The organism is Mucilaginibacter gotjawali, assembly GCF_002355435.1.
Taxonomy (GTDB): domain Bacteria; phylum Bacteroidota; class Bacteroidia; order Sphingobacteriales; family Sphingobacteriaceae; genus Mucilaginibacter; species Mucilaginibacter gotjawali.
This window is the reverse complement of the sequence record NZ_AP017313.1, coordinates 4,002,464-4,018,419: the sequence shown is the minus strand read 5'-3', so window position 1 is coordinate 4,018,419 and position 15,956 is coordinate 4,002,464. Positions and strand designations below refer to the sequence as shown.

Below are 15,956 nucleotides of genomic sequence, written 5' to 3'. Positions count from 1 at the left end.
AAGAAGTTTTTGATCGATTTCTTCAATTCATTTCATCAATGATTGCACACCCGTCAATGTACGGCGTTTCTAACGTTGAAGGTATCAATGTCTTTATTTGGGGTTTCCTTTGCGCCTGCAGAAACGGGATGGCGAAATGGTTGAAGCGTTTTGCGCTGGGTTTACAGATTTTTTAAATGATGAATTTGCAGAAGATTTTGTTAAAAAGGGAGATTTTGCTTGGCATCGGTTAATTCGATTTTATTCAGGAGGCGATTCACATTCAATTCAATTATTTGGCTACCAGTTTGAAAAATTTCTTATCTCATTTAAAGAAATTCATTATCTCACTTAAGAGTCCAGACTTCCGAAGTTTTCAAAACTTCGGAAGTCTTTTAGGAGTTGTTTGGATTTCGGATTTAGATAAGCCGATCAATCATTCTATATCCATATATGATAAAATAATAAAATTGCCAGACTCAGCACAAACACAATGATGCCCAAATAAAATATTCTTTTTCCATGCATCCTGTCCGTTTCGCTGTATCCGAAAACACGTTCTCCGTCGGGTAATGTTTTTTTATAAGACGACAGGTGCCACCCAATAAAAACTCCTATTGCGCTAACAAAAAATGGCAAAATAACGCCGCCAAGTGCAATTACATAACCAATGATTATCCAGGTAAGCTGGGATTCTTCCGGCTTTTTTAATTCTTCTATCCTTTCCCCTTGTATTGTGGCTATCTTTTGCTCGCTGATCTCTTTTCCTCTTTCGGCAAGCAGTTTGCGGGCGAGTACAACATCAAAGGCGCTCCATTCATCAGCTTTGGTTACCACCTCCATTAATTCATCATCCGTAAAACTGAAGAGGTAATAGTCTTTTTCAACCTCATCGGTATTGGCTTCCTCGTTTTGCTTTAACAGCTCATTTACCGTTTCAAAATCTTCGCTTTTTATTTTAACGGCGTAATATTTTGCTTCGTTGCTCATTACTAATGAAGGGTCAAATCCGGTAGATTCCTCTTCAATAGTATATTCAATTTGATGCAGTTCCAGTTGCTCAGCCAGTTCATCTGCCAAAGCCGGATCGTTAAATTTTTGATAGGTGATAAAATCAGGGTCCATGTGATAATTGGTAAACTGAACGTTGGTATGCAGGGTGAAAGTTATCACTTATTAAATTACAATCCAAGCTATAGATTTTTCCTTATAACATCAGTGCAATCAAAAAATAATCGGTGAAATCCCTTAATAAAATCAAACAAAAATATCCTAATATTGGTTGTTCAAACATTCATCAAAAACAAAACCGTCATCCCGGAAATATTGATCAACATGAAAAAGTATTTGCTCGTAACCCTTTTGATCTCGTGCAGCGCAATGGCCTTCGCCCAAAGTAAAATGGCCTGTTGTGCCAAACCTTCGGCCACCAAACAGTTTGCCATGCTGGCTGCTGATAAAAAGTTTGTAATGGCACACCCGCTGCCCTTAAAATTTCATTTTCAAAGTGATATCGGCAAGCCTATTACCTACAATACCGCTGACGGCAAAACAGCAGGCGCCTTTTTCTTTAAAGCAAAAAGGCCAACCAATAATTACCTGTTGGTGGTGCATGAATGGTGGGGCCTGAATGATTGGGTGAAAAAAGAATCGGAGAAATTATACAATGACCTGGGTAATGTAAACGTAATTGATGTTGACCTGTACGATGGCAAAGTAGCCACCACCCGCGAGGATGCCGGAAAATTTATGCAAACTGTAAAAGACGACCGGGCCCAGGCCATCATTAAGGGCGCTATTGCCTATGCTGGACCCAATGCGCGCATAGCTACCATTGGCTGGTGCTTTGGCGGCGGCTGGAGCTTACAGAGCTCCCTGCTGGCTGGTAAACAAGCGATAGCATGCGTAATGTATTACGGCATGCCTGAGCAGGATGTAAACAAATTAAAAACCCTTAATTGCGATGTGTTAGGCAACTTTGCCGCCAAAGACGGATGGATCAATCCCAAAGTGGTTGCCCAATTTGAAGAAAACATGAAAACTGCAGGAAAAAAAGCAACTGTGCACGAGTACGAAGCCGACCATGGCTTTGCCAACCCAAGCAATCCTGTTTATAACAGCAAAGCCACAACCGAAGCGTATAATTATACTTTGGCGTTTTTAAAGCCGAGGCTTAAATAGGATTTAGTCCATAGACAATGGTCCATAGTCCATAGCCAGCGCCGTCTTATTACAGCATACTTCCATGGTCCATGGACTATGGACTATCGACTTCAATTCGTAACATTGCACAAAAAATATTCTGCCTTTTGACTGCCCGCGCTAAAAAACTGTTCTCCTACCTGCTTAAGCTTAGCATCATCGCCCTGGCATTTTGGTATGTGTACCACAGTATCCTTAAAAACAATAATAACATTCATAATTTCCATGTGCTGGTAGCGCAAATCACCTATACCAGGGTGGCTATTACCTTAACGGTTATTGTAGTGCTGATGGTGATAAACTGGCTGCTTGAATCGTTAAAATGGTGGTTCCTGATGCGCGAACTGCACCCAATTTCTGTATGGCGGGCCATCGAGTCGGTATTTTGCGGTTTAACGTGGGCGGTGTTTACGCCCAACCGGCTGGGTGAGTACGCAGGCCGCATTATGTTTTTGCCCAACCGAAAGCGCATTCACGGTGTATTTTCGATGGCTGTTGGGTCTTTCGGGCAAAACGTAATTACCAATGTTTTGGGTGCCGGCGCCTCTGTATGGTTTGTATATTCGTTTTTGCACCCCGATAATTGGCTGATGCTGGGTATTACGGTGGTTGCCGCAGGCTTTATGGCGATCATGCTCGTTTTCTATTTCAATATCCGGTGGATGGTGTCGCTTTTAAACAGGGTTAAATTCCTTAAAAAGTTTCACCGCTTTTTTGATATCATGGGGAAGTACAACTTTACCGAACTATTGGATATTATGTGGTTTTGCCTGGCCCGCTTCCTGGTGTTCACCTTCCAGTATTACCTGATCATTCACCTGCTGATCCCCGAAATACCCATTTGGGAAATGTCACTGATGATGTTTGTGTTCTTCTTTATCCAGTCGGCTATTCCTTCACTGGATTTTCTGGATATCGGAGTGCGCAGCGTTACCGCTAACGCTATATTTGGCTATGTTACCAACCAGCATATTGCTGTTATCGTAGCCGTTTCTATTATTTATATCATTAACCTTATTATTCCTGCTATTTTAGGGTCTGCATTTGTATTTAAATTAAAATTCTTTGATCGCACTGCTTAGTATTATATCGTTGCTGCTTACAGCATTATTCCTGTCGGTGCTCATCTATCTTATCATAGGATGGAGGGCCGTAAAAACACCGCAAATTAAACTTTCGGGCTATTCAACAAAAGTTACCGTGCTGATCGCTGCCCGGAATGAAGAAGAAAAAATCCATTTAACCATTGAGGACATCCTGGCGCAGGATTATCCGAAGGCGCTTACAGAGATCATTATTGTTGACGATCATTCCACCGACCGCACCTCTGCGATCATCAGCAGCTATGCAGACCGTGGCGTTAAACTTTTACAGCTAAAGGAAGACAAGCCTTTAAATTCATACAAAAAGAAAGCGATCGCCGAAGCCATAAAACTATCAGGAGGCGACCTGATGGTGGCAACCGACGCGGACTGCCGCATGGGTAGGCAATGGCTTTCGTCCATCGTGGGGTATTTTGAGCTGCATAACCCGGTAATGATCTCGTCCCCGGTGAGTTATTTTGAAGAAAAGAGTTTGTTTGAGCGCATGCAGGCGCTTGAGTTTTACAGCCTTATTGCTACCGGCGGTGCATTTATCGGCAATGGCCATGCTTCAACCTGTAACGGGGCAAACATAGCCTACAGGAAAGATGTTTTTTATGAAGTAGGCGGCTTTAAAGGGATTGATGACCTTGCCTCGGGCGATGACGAACTGCTGCTGCAAAAAGTTGCCGTAACCTACCCGGGGAAAATTGGTTTTTTAAAACATTACGAGGCGGTTGTATTCACCCATGCCAAGCCCAATCTTAAAGAGTTTATGCAGCAAAGGCGCAGGTGGGCATCAAAATCAGTAAAATACAAGGATAAAAAATTGTGGCACTGGTAGTGGGCCTTTGGCTTTTCAATGTATCGGTATTGCTGAATTTTGTGGCCGGCTTTTATGACCGTACATTTTTTGCGGTTCTTGGGACGCAGCTTTTATTGATGATGCTGTTTGAACTGATGCTGCTATGGCCGGTGACTAAGTTTTTCAGGAGGCAGAGATTATTGCAACTCATCGTGATCTCTATCCCCTTATATGTGCTGTATTTTGTTTACATCGGTATGATTGGCAACAAAGGCAAATATTTATGGAAGGGGAGGATGGTAAGGTAATGCTAAACAGCTAAGGCTGATATTATTCCTCATATAACCGTTGCCTGCCTCGCGTTAAATCATCCCCGGGTTTACTTTAAACAGTTTGGCGGGCAACTCTACCAGCATGGCTTCTTCGCGGTTTTTGATCCTAAAGCGCAGGGCGCAGTTTTTTTACAGGGGAATAATGGTTGTAAATATTGATGTCCTTTCGGCATTTTTACTGCAATACAAGCCAGGCTATGATTTTGTAAAAATTAACGGACATGGATACGGAAGTGTATATCGGGGGGATAAAAAGTTTAAAGGTGCCGGGGTTCAAAAATGAGGATCCTGGCTTAGAGAAAACCTTGTTGGCGGTTAAGTTGAATGGAAAATGACGTAGCTATTTACGATATTTCTTTTTGGGGTTCCTGCTGGTGTGAAATATTGACGTAATGTAGATTACATTCTTTTTAGGGTAAATTTTGTAAACAACCAAATAGGGGAAATCTTCGGTTTTGCCTTCCCTGGTATCGTATGCTTTATTTGCAAAAATCAGCGGGTGTTTATCAATAGCGTCAATTAATTTTTTAACAGAGTTTTCGAAACGATCGCCTAAACCAGGTTGTCGCTCCTCGTACCATTTGTAAGCTTCAAAATACTCCCGATAGGCTTTTCGGTAAAACTTAATGACAAAACTCATTTATGCTTAGCCTTAAATTCGGCACGGGCTTTCATTTTTACCTCGTCCCATGACAGCCCTTCATCATTCCCATTCTCGATGTCATCCAAACGGCTTTTCAACTCCCTTAAGAAATCTTCATCTTCCCAGGGATCATATTTTTCAGCAATTTGATCTTCAAAAATTGAATAAACTGCTTTTACCTGCTTGTCATCGGCAGTATCAATCAGGCCGTGCAGTTTTTCCCTTATCGTCGCCGTTGTCATAGTTTAATTTTATATAACAAATTTAATTATTCGTTATAACAATGGCAAATTATCGGAAGAGTATTGCAAATGGGAGTTTCGAACCATTTTCAATACTTCAAATCACCTAATTCAGCACCGGGTGCAAATTGGTCAGCGTAAAAATATCCGCCATCAAATCATCGCTTGGGTTTACCAGTTGTCATTTCTCCCTACGGTCGAAATGACAATCTTTTTAATTCAGCACCGGCTGCACATTGGTCAGCGTAAAAATATCCGCCATTAAATCATCGCTTGGGTTTACTTTAAAAGATTTGGAGGGCAGCTCCACCAGCATGGCTTCTTCCCGGTCTTTAATCATAAACCGCAGGGTGCAGTTTTTTACCGGGTAACGCTGGTTGTTGATATTGATCGCCTCCTGTATGTTTTCCAGCAGCTGACTGTTCAGCGCATTTAACTCCAGGCATACGGTTAGTGATTTGGTGAGCTTGTCGCGCATTTCCGAGAGCAGGCTCATCGTCAGGATCTTCATATCCCAGTTATCCTTCTGCCTGAATTTCTCTTCAATAACACCTTTTAAATGCAGGAAATAGCCATCCACCAGCAGGTTGCGGAATTTCACGTAGTCATCGCCAAATAAGGCAAACTCATACGATTCATTATAATCCTCCAGCACAAAAGTGCCAAATGGTTTGCCGTTCTTGGTCATTTTATGCTGAACGTTTCCTACCAGTCCGCCAATGCAGATCTCGCCCCGTTTGCGCAGGTTGGCAAAGGCGTTCATGATCTCTTCGCCGCCCTCGCCTGATCGTGCTTTCTGCATGTTTTTCAGGTCGCTGATGTTGCTGTTGCAAAACCTTTCCAGCTCAACCTTGTAATTATCCAGCGGGTGACCTGTGAGGTACATCCCGATCACTTCCTTTTCGTATTTTAGTTTCTCGATCAGCGCCCATTCTTCTGCCTCGGGCATGGCAGGTTCAGGGATAAAGGAATTCATTGCCCCGCCGCCAAATAGCGAGGATTGCGAGCTGTTTTGCGAGTTCTGGTAATCATTGGCGTATTTGATCAGGCGCTCAATACCGGTTAATACGCCGTTATCTGTTTTGGCAAAAAACTGTGATCTTTTTAAGCCAAACTCATCAAAACCACCGCCATAAACCAGGTTTTCATACGCTTTGCGGTTTACGCTGCGGGTGTTTGACCGCTGTGCAAAATCATATACCGATTTATAAGGCCCGCGTTCATTGCGCTCTTCAATAATACTCTCCACCGCTTTTTCGCCAACACCTTTCACCCCGGCAAGCCCGAAACGGATCTGGCCTTTTTTATTAGCGGCAAATGCCATGGCAGACTCATTGATATCCGGTCCCAATACCTCAACGCCCATCCTGCGGCATTCTTCCATAAAAAAGGTGATCTTTTCCATGTTGTTCTGGTTGTTTAAAACCGCAGCCATATATTCGGATGGATAATGCGCCTTTAAATAAGCAGTTTGGTAAGCCACGAAAGCATAACAGGTAGAGTGCGATTTATTGAAGGCATATTGGGCAAATGCCTTCCAGTCGTTCCAAATTTTGGTGAGTTTATCTTTAGGGTGGCCCTTTTCGGCAGCGCCGTTCATAAACTGGGCCTCCATCTTGTTCAATACCTCTATCTGCTTTTTACCCATCGCTTTCCGCAAAACGTCGGCATCGCCTTTGCTAAAGCCGGCCAATTTTTGCGAGAGAAGCATCACCTGTTCCTGGTAAACGGTAATCCCGTAGGTTTCGCCCAGGTATTCTTCCATATCAGGCAAGTCGAACGTGATCGGCTCGCGACCATGCTTACGACTGATAAAGTTGGGGATATACTCAATCGGTCCCGGGCGGTAAAGCGCGTTCATGGCGATGAGATCCTCAAACTTATCGGGCTTCAACTCCCGCAGGTACATTTGCATCCCGTCACTTTCAAACTGGAAGGTACCGTTGGTATCGCCGCGCTGGTAAAGCTCAAAGGTCTTCTGGTCATCCAGCGGGATGTAGTCAATGTCAATAGTTACATCATGGTTTTGTTTGATCAGCCGCAGGGCATCTTTCAAAATGGTAAGGGTTTTCAATCCCAAAAAGTCCATCTTGATAACCCCGGCATCCTCAATCACCCTGCCATCATATTGGGTAACCAGCAGGTCGGAGTCTTTTGCTACCGCGACAGGAACAATGTCGGTTAAGTCATAAGGGGCGATGATGATCCCCGCAGCATGTACGCCGGTATTACGCACCGAGCCTTCCAGCTTTTCCGCTTCGCGCAGTACCTGGGCCTTCAGGTCGTTCCCTTTTAAGATCTCTTTTAGTTCGGGTACCTGTTCAATGGCTTCTTTTAGCGTGATGCCCAGGGTATCCGGTACCAGTTTTTTAATAGCGTTCACATCAGACAGGGGCATATCCAGCACCCTGCCAACATCCTGGATACTGGTACGGGCAGCCATGGAGCCATAGGTGATGATCTGGGCCACCTGGTTTTTGCCGTATTTATCAACTACGTAGTCAATAACTTTCTGCCTGCCTGCATCGTCAAAATCCGTATCAATATCGGGCATTGACTTACGGTCGGGATTCAGGAACCTTTCGAACAGGAGGTTGTATTTCATCGGGTCGATATTGGTGATCCCGGTGCAATAAGCCACCACCGACCCTGCCGCCGAACCACGCCCCGGGCCGATAAACACGCCCATATCACGCCCGGCCCTGATGAAGTCGGCTACAATTAAAAAGTAACCGGCAAAGCCCATGGTGCGGATGGTAAACAGCTCAAAGTTGATCCGCTCCTCCGTTTCCGGGCTGATATCGATATAACGTTCTTTGGCACCCATAAAGGTGAGGTGCTTCAGGTATTCCCACTGGTTAAGGGTATCCGAATCCGGCGTGGTCTCGCTGTGGATCTTAAATTCTTCGGGGATAACGTAGTTGGGCAGCAGGATATCGCGCTTTAGCTTTAACACTTCAACCTTGTCAACGATCTCATTGGTGTTATCTAACGATTCAGGCAGGTCGTTAAATAGCTGCCCCATTTCGGCCTGCGTTTTAAAATAAAACTGGTCGTTAGGGAAACCGAACCTGTAGCCTTTGCCGCCTTCCTCATCGGTTGCAATAGGGGTGCTCTGCATATCGCCGGTGTTTACGCAAAGCAAAATATCGTGCGCGTTGGAGTCCTGCTGATCTACATAGTGTGAATCGTTAGAGCAGATTATTTTAACATTATATTTTTTGGCGAATTTGAGCAATACAGCATTTACGGTATTTTGCTCGGGGATATCATGGCGCTGCAGCTCGATATAATAATCCTCGCCAAACAGGTCGAGCCACCATTTAAATTCTTCTTCGGCTACTGCTTCCCCATCGCGTAAAATTGCCTGCGGTACGGAGGCACCGAGGCAGCAGGTAGTAGCAATAATGCCTTTATGATGTTTTAGTATTAATTCCTTATCAATGCGGGGCCATTTGCTGTACAGACCCTCCATGTAACCATAGGAGCATAGCTTAACCAGGTTTTTATAGCCTTCGGGGTTTTTAGCCAGCATCAGCTGGTGATACCGTTTGTCCTTTTTTTCCTTGGTGAATTGTTTTTTATGGCGATCATCCACCACGTAAAATTCGCAGCCTACAATGGGCTTTACATTGTGCTTGCCAGCTTCTGCCACAAACTTAAACACACCGAACATGTTGCCATGGTCGGTAATAGCCAGTGCTTTCATGCCATCCGCAGCTGCTTTTTTATACAGTTTTGATATATCAGCAGCGCCGTCGAGCAATGAGAACTGGGTATGTACGTGTAAGTGCGAAAAATCCGGCATGATGTTTTTATCCCTTTTTAGAAGATAGCAAAGTTAGGGTGAATTTCGGGTTTTGGATGTTCGATTTCGGATTTGTGGAGAAAAAATGCTGATTTTAATAACTAATTTTTGGCGGACAGTGACTCAATCTTACACCGCTATTTTATCAAAATGCCGGATTATACTACGATCTATTTTTCTTTCGGCATGCCACAGTTCATAATTGTTTTGAAGGTTAACCCAAAACTGAGTTGTGTTGCCAAAAGCTTCTGATAATTTAACCGCAAGCTCCGGACTGATCCCTAAATGCCCATTAATTACAGATGATAAATTAGCCCTTGCCATATTTAATCCTTTAGCTACTTCAGTAATAGTTAAGCCGCGTTCAGCAATAAACATTTCTTTTAATATTTCCCCGGGGTGAGATGGGGGCAGTCCTCTTTTTAACATAATTCCTCCTTTAATGATAATCTACGTAATCAACATCTAAAACGACGGTAGATTTAACCCGCCCATGCAACAACATTGTTTAAGTTGCCATAAAAAACCTGGTTGGGGCAGGGAAATCGCGTTTAAAAAACCAAGCATATTTGTAATTGAGGCTAAAGCCATCTTTATTGCTTTAATTTACCCGTTGGCTGAAGCCAACGGCAATGAATGAAAGATGATGCTTCTAAAATTCATTGCCGTTCCTTTTAAGGAACGGCAAAAACAAACAAAAAACAACGGTTTTAGCCACCATTAAGCGACAAGTTTTTAAATGCGATTTCCCAGATGTTTAGGATTAAAGATATGTAATTTTCGAATTTTTGCCCCATTTGGTTTGACTTAATTTTTTCTTTTCCCAATTCCGTCTTCCAGCCTTCCCGACTTTCGGACTAAATCCTATCTTTGCCGATTATTGTTGCGTTATAATGAAGATATCCTATAATTGGCTGAAAGCGTTTATTGATACAGATAAAACCCCTGAAGAGATCTCGACGATTTTGACAGGTACCGGTTTGGAAGTGGAGAGCCTTGAAAAAGTTCAGCCTATCCCTGGCGGGCTGGAAGGTTTGGTAATTGGTTACGTGAAAGAATGTACCCAGCACCCCAATGCCGACCGCTTGAAAGTGACTAAGGTAGATGCGGGCACCGGCGAAGACCTGCAGGTTGTTTGCGGAGCCAGTAATGTTGCCGCCGGGCAAAAAGTGGTTGTTGCCACCGTGGGCACTACCGTTTATCCAACCATTGGCGAACCTTTTAAAATAAATAAATCAAAAATAAGGGGCGAAGCATCTGAAGGGATGATCTGTGCCGAGGATGAGATAGGCCTTGGTACCGACCATGCAGGTATTATGGTACTGGATGAAAATGCCGTTGTCGGAACTCCTGCCAAAGCTTATTTTAAAATAAACGACGACTATCTGTACGAGATCGGCTTAACGCCAAACCGCGCTGATGCTGCTTCGCATTTGGGTACGGCAAGGGATATTGCCGCTTTTTTAAAGATCGCGGTAAAAAGACCTGATGTATCCGCATTTAAGGTTGATAGTACTAATCGTACAATCAAAGTGATCGTAGAAAACGAACAGGCCAGCCCAAGATATTCGGGGGTGACCATTTCAGGGGTGGAGGTAAAGGATTCGCCTAAATGGTTGAAAGAGCGTTTGGCGGTGATAGGCATCCGTTCTATCAACAACATTGTAGATGCTACCAACTATGTTTTGCACGACCTTGGGCAGCCCCTGCATGCCTTTGACGCCGATGAAATAGCAGGTGATACAGTGATCGTAAAAAACTGCCCTGAAGGAACTTTATTTAAAACTTTGGACGAGGTAGAGCGCAAACTTTCTGCCGACGACCTGATGATCTGCGATGCGGAAAAACCAATGTGCATTGCAGGGGTGTTCGGCGGGATAGGATCAGGTGTTAAAGCAACTACCAAAAACATATTTTTGGAGAGCGCTTATTTTAACCCGGTATCCGTTCGCAAAACTTCCAAACGTCACGGTTTAAAATCCGATGCCTCTTTCCGGTTTGAGCGCGGCACAGATCCTAACATGACTGTTTTTGCCTTAAAAAGAGCTGCTTTGCTGATACAGGAAATAGCAGGCGGGAAAATATCGTCGCAGATTTCGGATAATTACCCGAACCCTGTTGCGCCGTTTGAAGTTGACGTTACTTATAAAACTATTGACAGGCTTATTGGTAAAGCAATCCCTCACGATGAAATAAAAGGCATCCTGAAAGCTTTGGAAATGGAGATCGTAAACGAAACAAGTGAAGTGCTCTCACTAAAGGTGCCGCCATATCGTGTTGACATCACCAGGGATGTGGATGTGGTGGAAGAGATCCTGCGGATTTACGGTTACAATAATATTGAGATCCCAACACAGGTAAGGGCATCGTTAAATAATTCGCAGCGGCCCGAAAAGGATTCGGTACAAAGCCTTATATCCGATTTGCTGACCGCCAACGGTTTTAACGAGATCATGTCGAACTCGCTAACCAAATCCGCCTATTCATCTAACCTGGATACTGCGGTAAAGATTTTAAACCCTTTGAGCAACGACCTGGATGTGATGCGCCAGAGTATGCTATTCTCTGGGCTGGAAGCCATCGCGTATAATCAAAACCACAAAAATCCAGACCTGAAGCTTTATGAGTTTGGAAAGGTTTATTCGGTTGAAGAGGAAAAATACATCGAGACCCAGCGGTTCGCCGTTTTCATCACAGGATCGGATGTTGCTGCGCAGTGGAATCAAAAAAGCAAGCCTGCTTCTTTTTATAATTTAAAAGCTGTGGTTGATGGTGTGCTTGCAAAAATCGGTATCAGCGACATTTTAGTGGAGGATGCTACCTGTAAAAAGCTTGCTTATGGTTTGCAATATAAGCTGAACAATAAACAGCTGGTTAAATTCGGCTCGGTAGCAGCTGAAGCCCTGAAAAAGACGGACGTTGATAAGGAAGTTTTTTATGCCGATTTTAATTTTGATATGATCCTGAAACAGGTGCGTAAAAACAAAATTGTTTATGCCGAGATCTCAAAATTCCCGGCAGTAAGGCGCGACCTTTCCATGCTGATCGATAAAAACGTAACTTTTGGTCAGTTAAAACAGATCGCCCAGAAAACAGAACGTAAATTATTGCAGGATGTAAATGTGTTTGATGTTTACCAGGGCGACAAACTCCCGGCAGGCAAAAATCATACGCGTTAAGCTTTATTTTGCAGGACAGTGAAAAAACGCTCACCGATAAAGCGATCGACGGCATTATGCAAAAATTAATTTACAACCTGGAGAAGGAATCAGGAGCGGAGATAAGGAAGTAGTTGATTAAGTTGATTTGGTGAGTTGTTGATTGAGTTTTAATATTTATTTAATATATTTCGACTTTAAATTTAATGTGTTGTAAAATAAAATAACTTCATCTAACTCAATCAACTTAATACAACCCAATCAACTAAAATACAATGGCCCTAGCAGAGCAATTAACCCGTATCGTAAATAGAACAGAGCACTTAATTGAGCTTTGCGGTGCTTTGCAGGAGGAAAACGACTTGTTGAAACTGGAGAGCGAGGCGCTGTCCGTAGCGCTGGAAGCCAGTAAAAATAAGACCAAAGAAGTGGAGGAAAAGCTCCGCGCTTTGAAAATGGCGAGATCTTTTTCAGAAACAAATGAAAAAAGTCTTGACATAAAGCAAAAAATTAACGAATTTGTGCAAGAAATTGATAAGTGTATTGTATTATTGAAAAAATAGTACAAATAGTGAAAAGCTCAGATGGGAGAAATCTCCATAAAAATAAATATTGCTGACAGAGTTTACCCATTAAAGGTAAACATGGAAGAGGAAGAAATAATACGTAGGGCAGCCAAGCTGATTAATGACCGGATAAAGGAATATCAGGAAAATTATGCGGTGCGGGATAAACAGGATTTGCTTTCGATGTGTGTGCTGCATTATGCAACATCATCATTAAAGGCAGAAAAAAAGGTTACAGTTGAAGATACAGAAGTAACTGAAAAGGTTTACCAGTTGGATTATTTATTAACGGAATTTTTTTCAAAGCAATAAACGTTCTTTACATCAAGTGCAAGAGCATTTAAGATTTAACCGCGGTTAAATTTTAAGTATCACTATTAAAAACTTAACGCTTCAATATTCAGCGGATCAAAGAGGCATGCGTTAGTCGTTTCAATTAACGGTAACCCATGATTCCAAACTGTCCCATTTGAGGTTTTAAATACATGATACTTAAAAATTTAGACGCGGTTTTTTTTTATACCAATTATATATTTATAAATAAACAATGAATAGTACACTATTATATCTCATTATCGGCGTGCTGATAGGAGGCCTCCCGGGCGTGCTCATAGGGCGCTTTTTACTACGAAAACTCTTTAAAGATCAGGAAGTAGCTGCTCAGAATAAAGTAAAAAAGATCCTGAAAGATGCTGAAAACGACTCCGAAATCCTGAAAAAGAATAAATTACTGGAAGCGAAAGAGCGCTTTTTACAGATGAAAGCGGAACATGAACAGCAGGTCAACGAAAAAAACAATACCATCAACCAGCGCGAAAACGGCGTTAAACAAAAGGAACAATCGTTGAACTCCCGTTTGGAAAACATGAACCGTAAGGAAGCTGAGCTGGACAATGTGCGTAAAAACCTTGAACGCCAGACCGAAATTGTGTTGAAAAAACAGGAAGAAGTTGAAATTCTGAAAAACTCGCACGTACAGCAATTGGAAACCATTGCCGGCTTATCTGCCGAAGATGCGAAGAACCAGCTGGTGGATAATTTGCGGGAAGAAGCCCGCAGCAAGGCCATGGCACAGATCAAAGACATTGTTGACGAAGCCAAATTAACGGCTACCAAAGAAGCTAAAAAGATTGTTATCCAAACGATTCAAAGGACTGCAACTGAAAGTGCGATTGAGAACACAGTTTCTATTTTCAACATTGAGAATGATGAAATAAAGGGCCGTATTATTGGGCGTGAAGGCAGAAACATCCGCGCGCTGGAAGCAGCCACCGGTATCGAAATTATTGTGGATGACACGCCTGAGGCCATCATTCTTTCGGGCTTTGACCCGGTGAGGCGCGAAATTGCCCGCCTGGCGATGCACCGTTTAGTAACGGACGGACGGATCCACCCGGCACGTATTGAAGAAGTGGTTGCCAAAACCAAAAAACAGATCGAAGAAGAAATTGTGGAGATAGGGGAGCGTACCGTGATCGATTTGGGTATCAATGGCCTGCACCCTGAGCTCATCCGGATGGTAGGGCGGATGCGTTACCGCTCATCTTACGGACAAAACCTGTTGCAGCACTCCCGCGAAGTAGCCAATTTCTGCGCTACCATGGCAGCTGAATTGGGCCTGAATGTGAAGCTGGCAAAACGTGCAGGTTTGTTACATGATATTGGTAAAGTACCTGATGATAACCCGGAATTACCGCACGCTATTTTGGGCATGCAGTTAGCTGAAAAGTATAAAGAGCATCCTGAAGTTTGCAACGCCATTGGCGCCCACCACGATGAGGTGGAAATGACTTCGATGTTATCGCCGATCATCCAGGTTTGTGACGCGATATCAGGTGCCCGCCCCGGCGCACGCCGCGAGGTAGTTGAAAGCTACATCAAACGCTTAAAAGAACTGGAAGAATTGGCATTATCTTATCCCGGTGTTGAAAAAACATTCGCGATACAAGCCGGGCGTGAGCTGCGTGTAGTAGTAGAAAGCGAAAAGATAAGCGATGCACAATCCGAAATACTGGCAGCAGACATATCCAACCGCATACAAACCGAAATGACCTATCCGGGACAAATAAAAGTTACCGTGATCAGGGAAACCAGGTCGGTTGCGTTTGCTAAATAGAAACAAACCCCTTGTCATTTCGACGAGGAACGAGGAGAAATCTTTTACGCCATGCCCGCTGGTGCGTGCAGGGTGTAAAGGATTTCTCTCTTCGAAATGACAAATTTTTTAATAAGAATTGAATACTACATCAAATAAAAAAACCTCTGCAAATGCTGTTGAAAAGCGGCCCGTGGACGTTTATTTTGACAAATACGCCGAAAGCCATCAAAACCCAACCAATAAACTCATCCATTGGATCTGTGTCCCTTTGATCGTGTTCAGTTTGTTTGGCCTGGTATGGGCCATCCCGTTTCCTTACCTTAAATTTCTGGGACAGTACAATGGGTTTATCAACTGGGCTTCTTTTTTGCTTGCTTTTAGCTGTTATTATTACTACAGGTTATCGCCGGTGCTGTCGTACTTCATGCTGCTTATTTTATTTGCTTTTAGTTACGGAGTAATAAAAATAGAAGACATCCAAAAGGCAGGAGGCCCTGCCCTATGGCTTGTTTGTTTGATCATTTTCGTTGTCGCATGGATCGGGCAGTTCATCGGCCATAAAATAGAAGGAAAAAAACCATCATTTTTTGATGACCTGCGGTTCCTCCTCATAGGGCCTATATGGCTATTGCATTTTATCCTGAAAAAGTATTCGATCAGGTATTAATCTTTAAGGAGGCTGTATCAAAAGTCTATAAACTGAAAAGCAAACGAAATAAAATTTGGATTTAGTGTTCTTAGTGTATTCTTTGTGGCCTTAGTGGTTTGTTTTTTACCACAACGGGCACTAAGAAAGGACACTGTGGTCACAAAGGTCCATCTGTTCAATATATAATTTGGTTACCTTTCACATATAGAGACTTTTGAGATAGCCTCTTATTCCTAGAAAATAGTTTAAATAACGTGAGTTCGATATAGGAAATTTAGCACACAATTTCAAAATGCCCCATGGGGGCTACCGCTTTGTAGAAACCAAATACCAGGGATAATTGCCACGTCAGTGGCTACCCTTCGCGAATTGGGTAACCGCTGACGCGGCAA

At 43.1% G+C, this 15,956-nt stretch carries 14 protein-coding genes and 1 pseudogene; 10 read left to right on the top strand and 5 right to left on the bottom strand.

Features of this window, described 5'->3' with window-relative positions:
• Positions 1-109: 109 nt before the first annotated feature.
• Positions 110-334, top strand: coding sequence for a hypothetical protein (locus MgSA37_RS17765; RefSeq protein WP_096353800.1), 225 nt, complete (start codon positions 110-112; stop codon positions 332-334).
• 86 nt (positions 335-420) lie between these two features.
• Here the strand turns inward: MgSA37_RS17765 and MgSA37_RS17760 are convergent, their stop codons facing one another.
• Positions 421-1,152, bottom strand: a complete 732-nt coding sequence (locus tag MgSA37_RS17760; RefSeq protein ID WP_096353799.1) for a hypothetical protein — start codon at positions 1,150-1,152, stop codon at positions 421-423.
• A gap of 162 nt (positions 1,153-1,314) precedes the next feature.
• Here MgSA37_RS17760 and MgSA37_RS17755 point away from each other — a divergent pair, with 162 nt between their 5' ends.
• From MgSA37_RS17755 to MgSA37_RS29165, 4 genes are all read left to right on the top strand, one after another.
• Positions 1,315-2,160 (top strand): dienelactone hydrolase family protein, encoded by an 846-nt coding sequence (locus MgSA37_RS17755; RefSeq protein ID WP_096357567.1) that lies wholly within the window; start codon positions 1,315-1,317, stop codon positions 2,158-2,160.
• A 128-nt stretch (positions 2,161-2,288) separates the two neighbouring features.
• On the top strand, positions 2,289-3,263 hold the full coding sequence (locus MgSA37_RS17750) for a lysylphosphatidylglycerol synthase transmembrane domain-containing protein (protein WP_232010675.1): 975 nt from the start codon (positions 2,289-2,291) through the stop codon (positions 3,261-3,263).
• On the top strand, positions 3,247-4,107 hold the full coding sequence (locus tag MgSA37_RS17745; protein ID WP_232010674.1) for a glycosyltransferase: 861 nt from the start codon (positions 3,247-3,249) through the stop codon (positions 4,105-4,107). The genes MgSA37_RS17750 and MgSA37_RS17745 overlap by 17 nt, the downstream gene beginning before the upstream one ends.
• Positions 4,095-4,376, top strand: coding sequence for a hypothetical protein (locus MgSA37_RS29165; RefSeq protein WP_232010673.1), 282 nt, complete (start codon positions 4,095-4,097; stop codon positions 4,374-4,376). The genes MgSA37_RS17745 and MgSA37_RS29165 overlap by 13 nt, the downstream gene beginning before the upstream one ends.
• Positions 4,377-4,740: 364 nt before the next feature.
• Here MgSA37_RS29165 and MgSA37_RS17735 read toward each other — a convergent pair whose 3' ends face one another.
• The 4 genes from MgSA37_RS17735 to MgSA37_RS17720 form a co-directional block, all read right to left on the bottom strand.
• Positions 4,741-5,040, bottom strand: a complete 300-nt coding sequence (locus MgSA37_RS17735; protein WP_096353794.1) for a type II toxin-antitoxin system RelE/ParE family toxin — start codon at positions 5,038-5,040, stop codon at positions 4,741-4,743.
• The gene (locus MgSA37_RS17730) at positions 5,037-5,285 is read right to left on the bottom strand and encodes an addiction module protein (protein ID WP_096353793.1); all 249 of its coding nucleotides are present in this window, start codon (positions 5,283-5,285) and stop codon (positions 5,037-5,039) included. The genes MgSA37_RS17735 and MgSA37_RS17730 overlap by 4 nt, the downstream gene beginning before the upstream one ends.
• A 214-nt stretch (positions 5,286-5,499) precedes the next feature.
• Positions 5,500-9,093 (bottom strand): DNA polymerase III subunit alpha, encoded by a 3,594-nt coding sequence (gene dnaE, locus MgSA37_RS17725; RefSeq protein ID WP_096353791.1) that lies wholly within the window; start codon positions 9,091-9,093, stop codon positions 5,500-5,502.
• A 129-nt stretch (positions 9,094-9,222) separates the two neighbouring features.
• Positions 9,223-9,522 carry a HigA family addiction module antitoxin gene (locus MgSA37_RS17720; RefSeq protein WP_096353790.1) on the bottom strand — a complete coding sequence of 100 codons (300 nt, stop codon included), beginning with the start codon at positions 9,520-9,522 and terminating at the stop codon, positions 9,223-9,225.
• A gap of 464 nt (positions 9,523-9,986) precedes the next feature.
• Between MgSA37_RS17720 and pheT the strand changes: the two are divergent.
• The 5 genes and pseudogenes from pheT to MgSA37_RS17695 all read left to right on the top strand — a co-directional run bounded on the left by pheT (position 9,987) and on the right by MgSA37_RS17695 (position 15,582).
• Positions 9,987-12,385 (top strand): annotated as a pseudogene (pheT, locus tag MgSA37_RS17715) (phenylalanine--tRNA ligase subunit beta).
• Between the two features lie 141 nt (positions 12,386-12,526).
• Positions 12,527-12,814, top strand: a complete 288-nt coding sequence (locus MgSA37_RS17710; RefSeq protein WP_096353788.1) for a hypothetical protein — start codon at positions 12,527-12,529, stop codon at positions 12,812-12,814.
• A gap of 21 nt (positions 12,815-12,835) precedes the next feature.
• Positions 12,836-13,129, top strand: a complete 294-nt coding sequence (locus MgSA37_RS17705; protein ID WP_096353787.1) for a cell division protein ZapA — start codon at positions 12,836-12,838, stop codon at positions 13,127-13,129.
• 235 nt (positions 13,130-13,364) lie between these two features.
• The gene (gene rny, locus MgSA37_RS17700) at positions 13,365-14,933 is read left to right on the top strand and encodes a ribonuclease Y (RefSeq protein ID WP_096353785.1); all 1,569 of its coding nucleotides are present in this window, start codon (positions 13,365-13,367) and stop codon (positions 14,931-14,933) included.
• 118 nt (positions 14,934-15,051) lie between these two features.
• On the top strand, positions 15,052-15,582 hold the full coding sequence (locus MgSA37_RS17695) for an Mpo1 family 2-hydroxy fatty acid dioxygenase (protein WP_096353784.1): 531 nt from the start codon (positions 15,052-15,054) through the stop codon (positions 15,580-15,582).
• Positions 15,583-15,956 lie beyond the last annotated feature (374 nt).

Excerpts from the sequence above, each read along its gene's own strand:
- MgSA37_RS17710 (WP_096353788.1), top strand. The coding sequence starts at position 12,527 with ATGGCCCTAGCAGAGCAATTAACCCGTATCGTAAATAGAACAGAGCAC.
- MgSA37_RS17705 (WP_096353787.1), top strand. The coding sequence starts at position 12,836 with ATGGGAGAAATCTCCATAAAAATAAATATTGCTGACAGAGTTTACCCA.
- rny (WP_096353785.1), top strand. The coding sequence starts at position 13,365 with ATGAATAGTACACTATTATATCTCATTATCGGCGTGCTGATAGGAGGC.
- MgSA37_RS17720 (WP_096353790.1), bottom strand. The coding sequence starts at position 9,522 with ATGTTAAAAAGAGGACTGCCCCCATCTCACCCCGGGGAAATATTAAAA.
- MgSA37_RS17755 (WP_096357567.1), top strand. The coding sequence starts at position 1,315 with ATGAAAAAGTATTTGCTCGTAACCCTTTTGATCTCGTGCAGCGCAATG.
- dnaE (WP_096353791.1), bottom strand. The coding sequence starts at position 9,093 with ATGCCGGATTTTTCGCACTTACACGTACATACCCAGTTCTCATTGCTC.
- MgSA37_RS17730 (WP_096353793.1), bottom strand. The coding sequence starts at position 5,285 with ATGACAACGGCGACGATAAGGGAAAAACTGCACGGCCTGATTGATACT.
- MgSA37_RS17735 (WP_096353794.1), bottom strand. The coding sequence starts at position 5,040 with ATGAGTTTTGTCATTAAGTTTTACCGAAAAGCCTATCGGGAGTATTTT.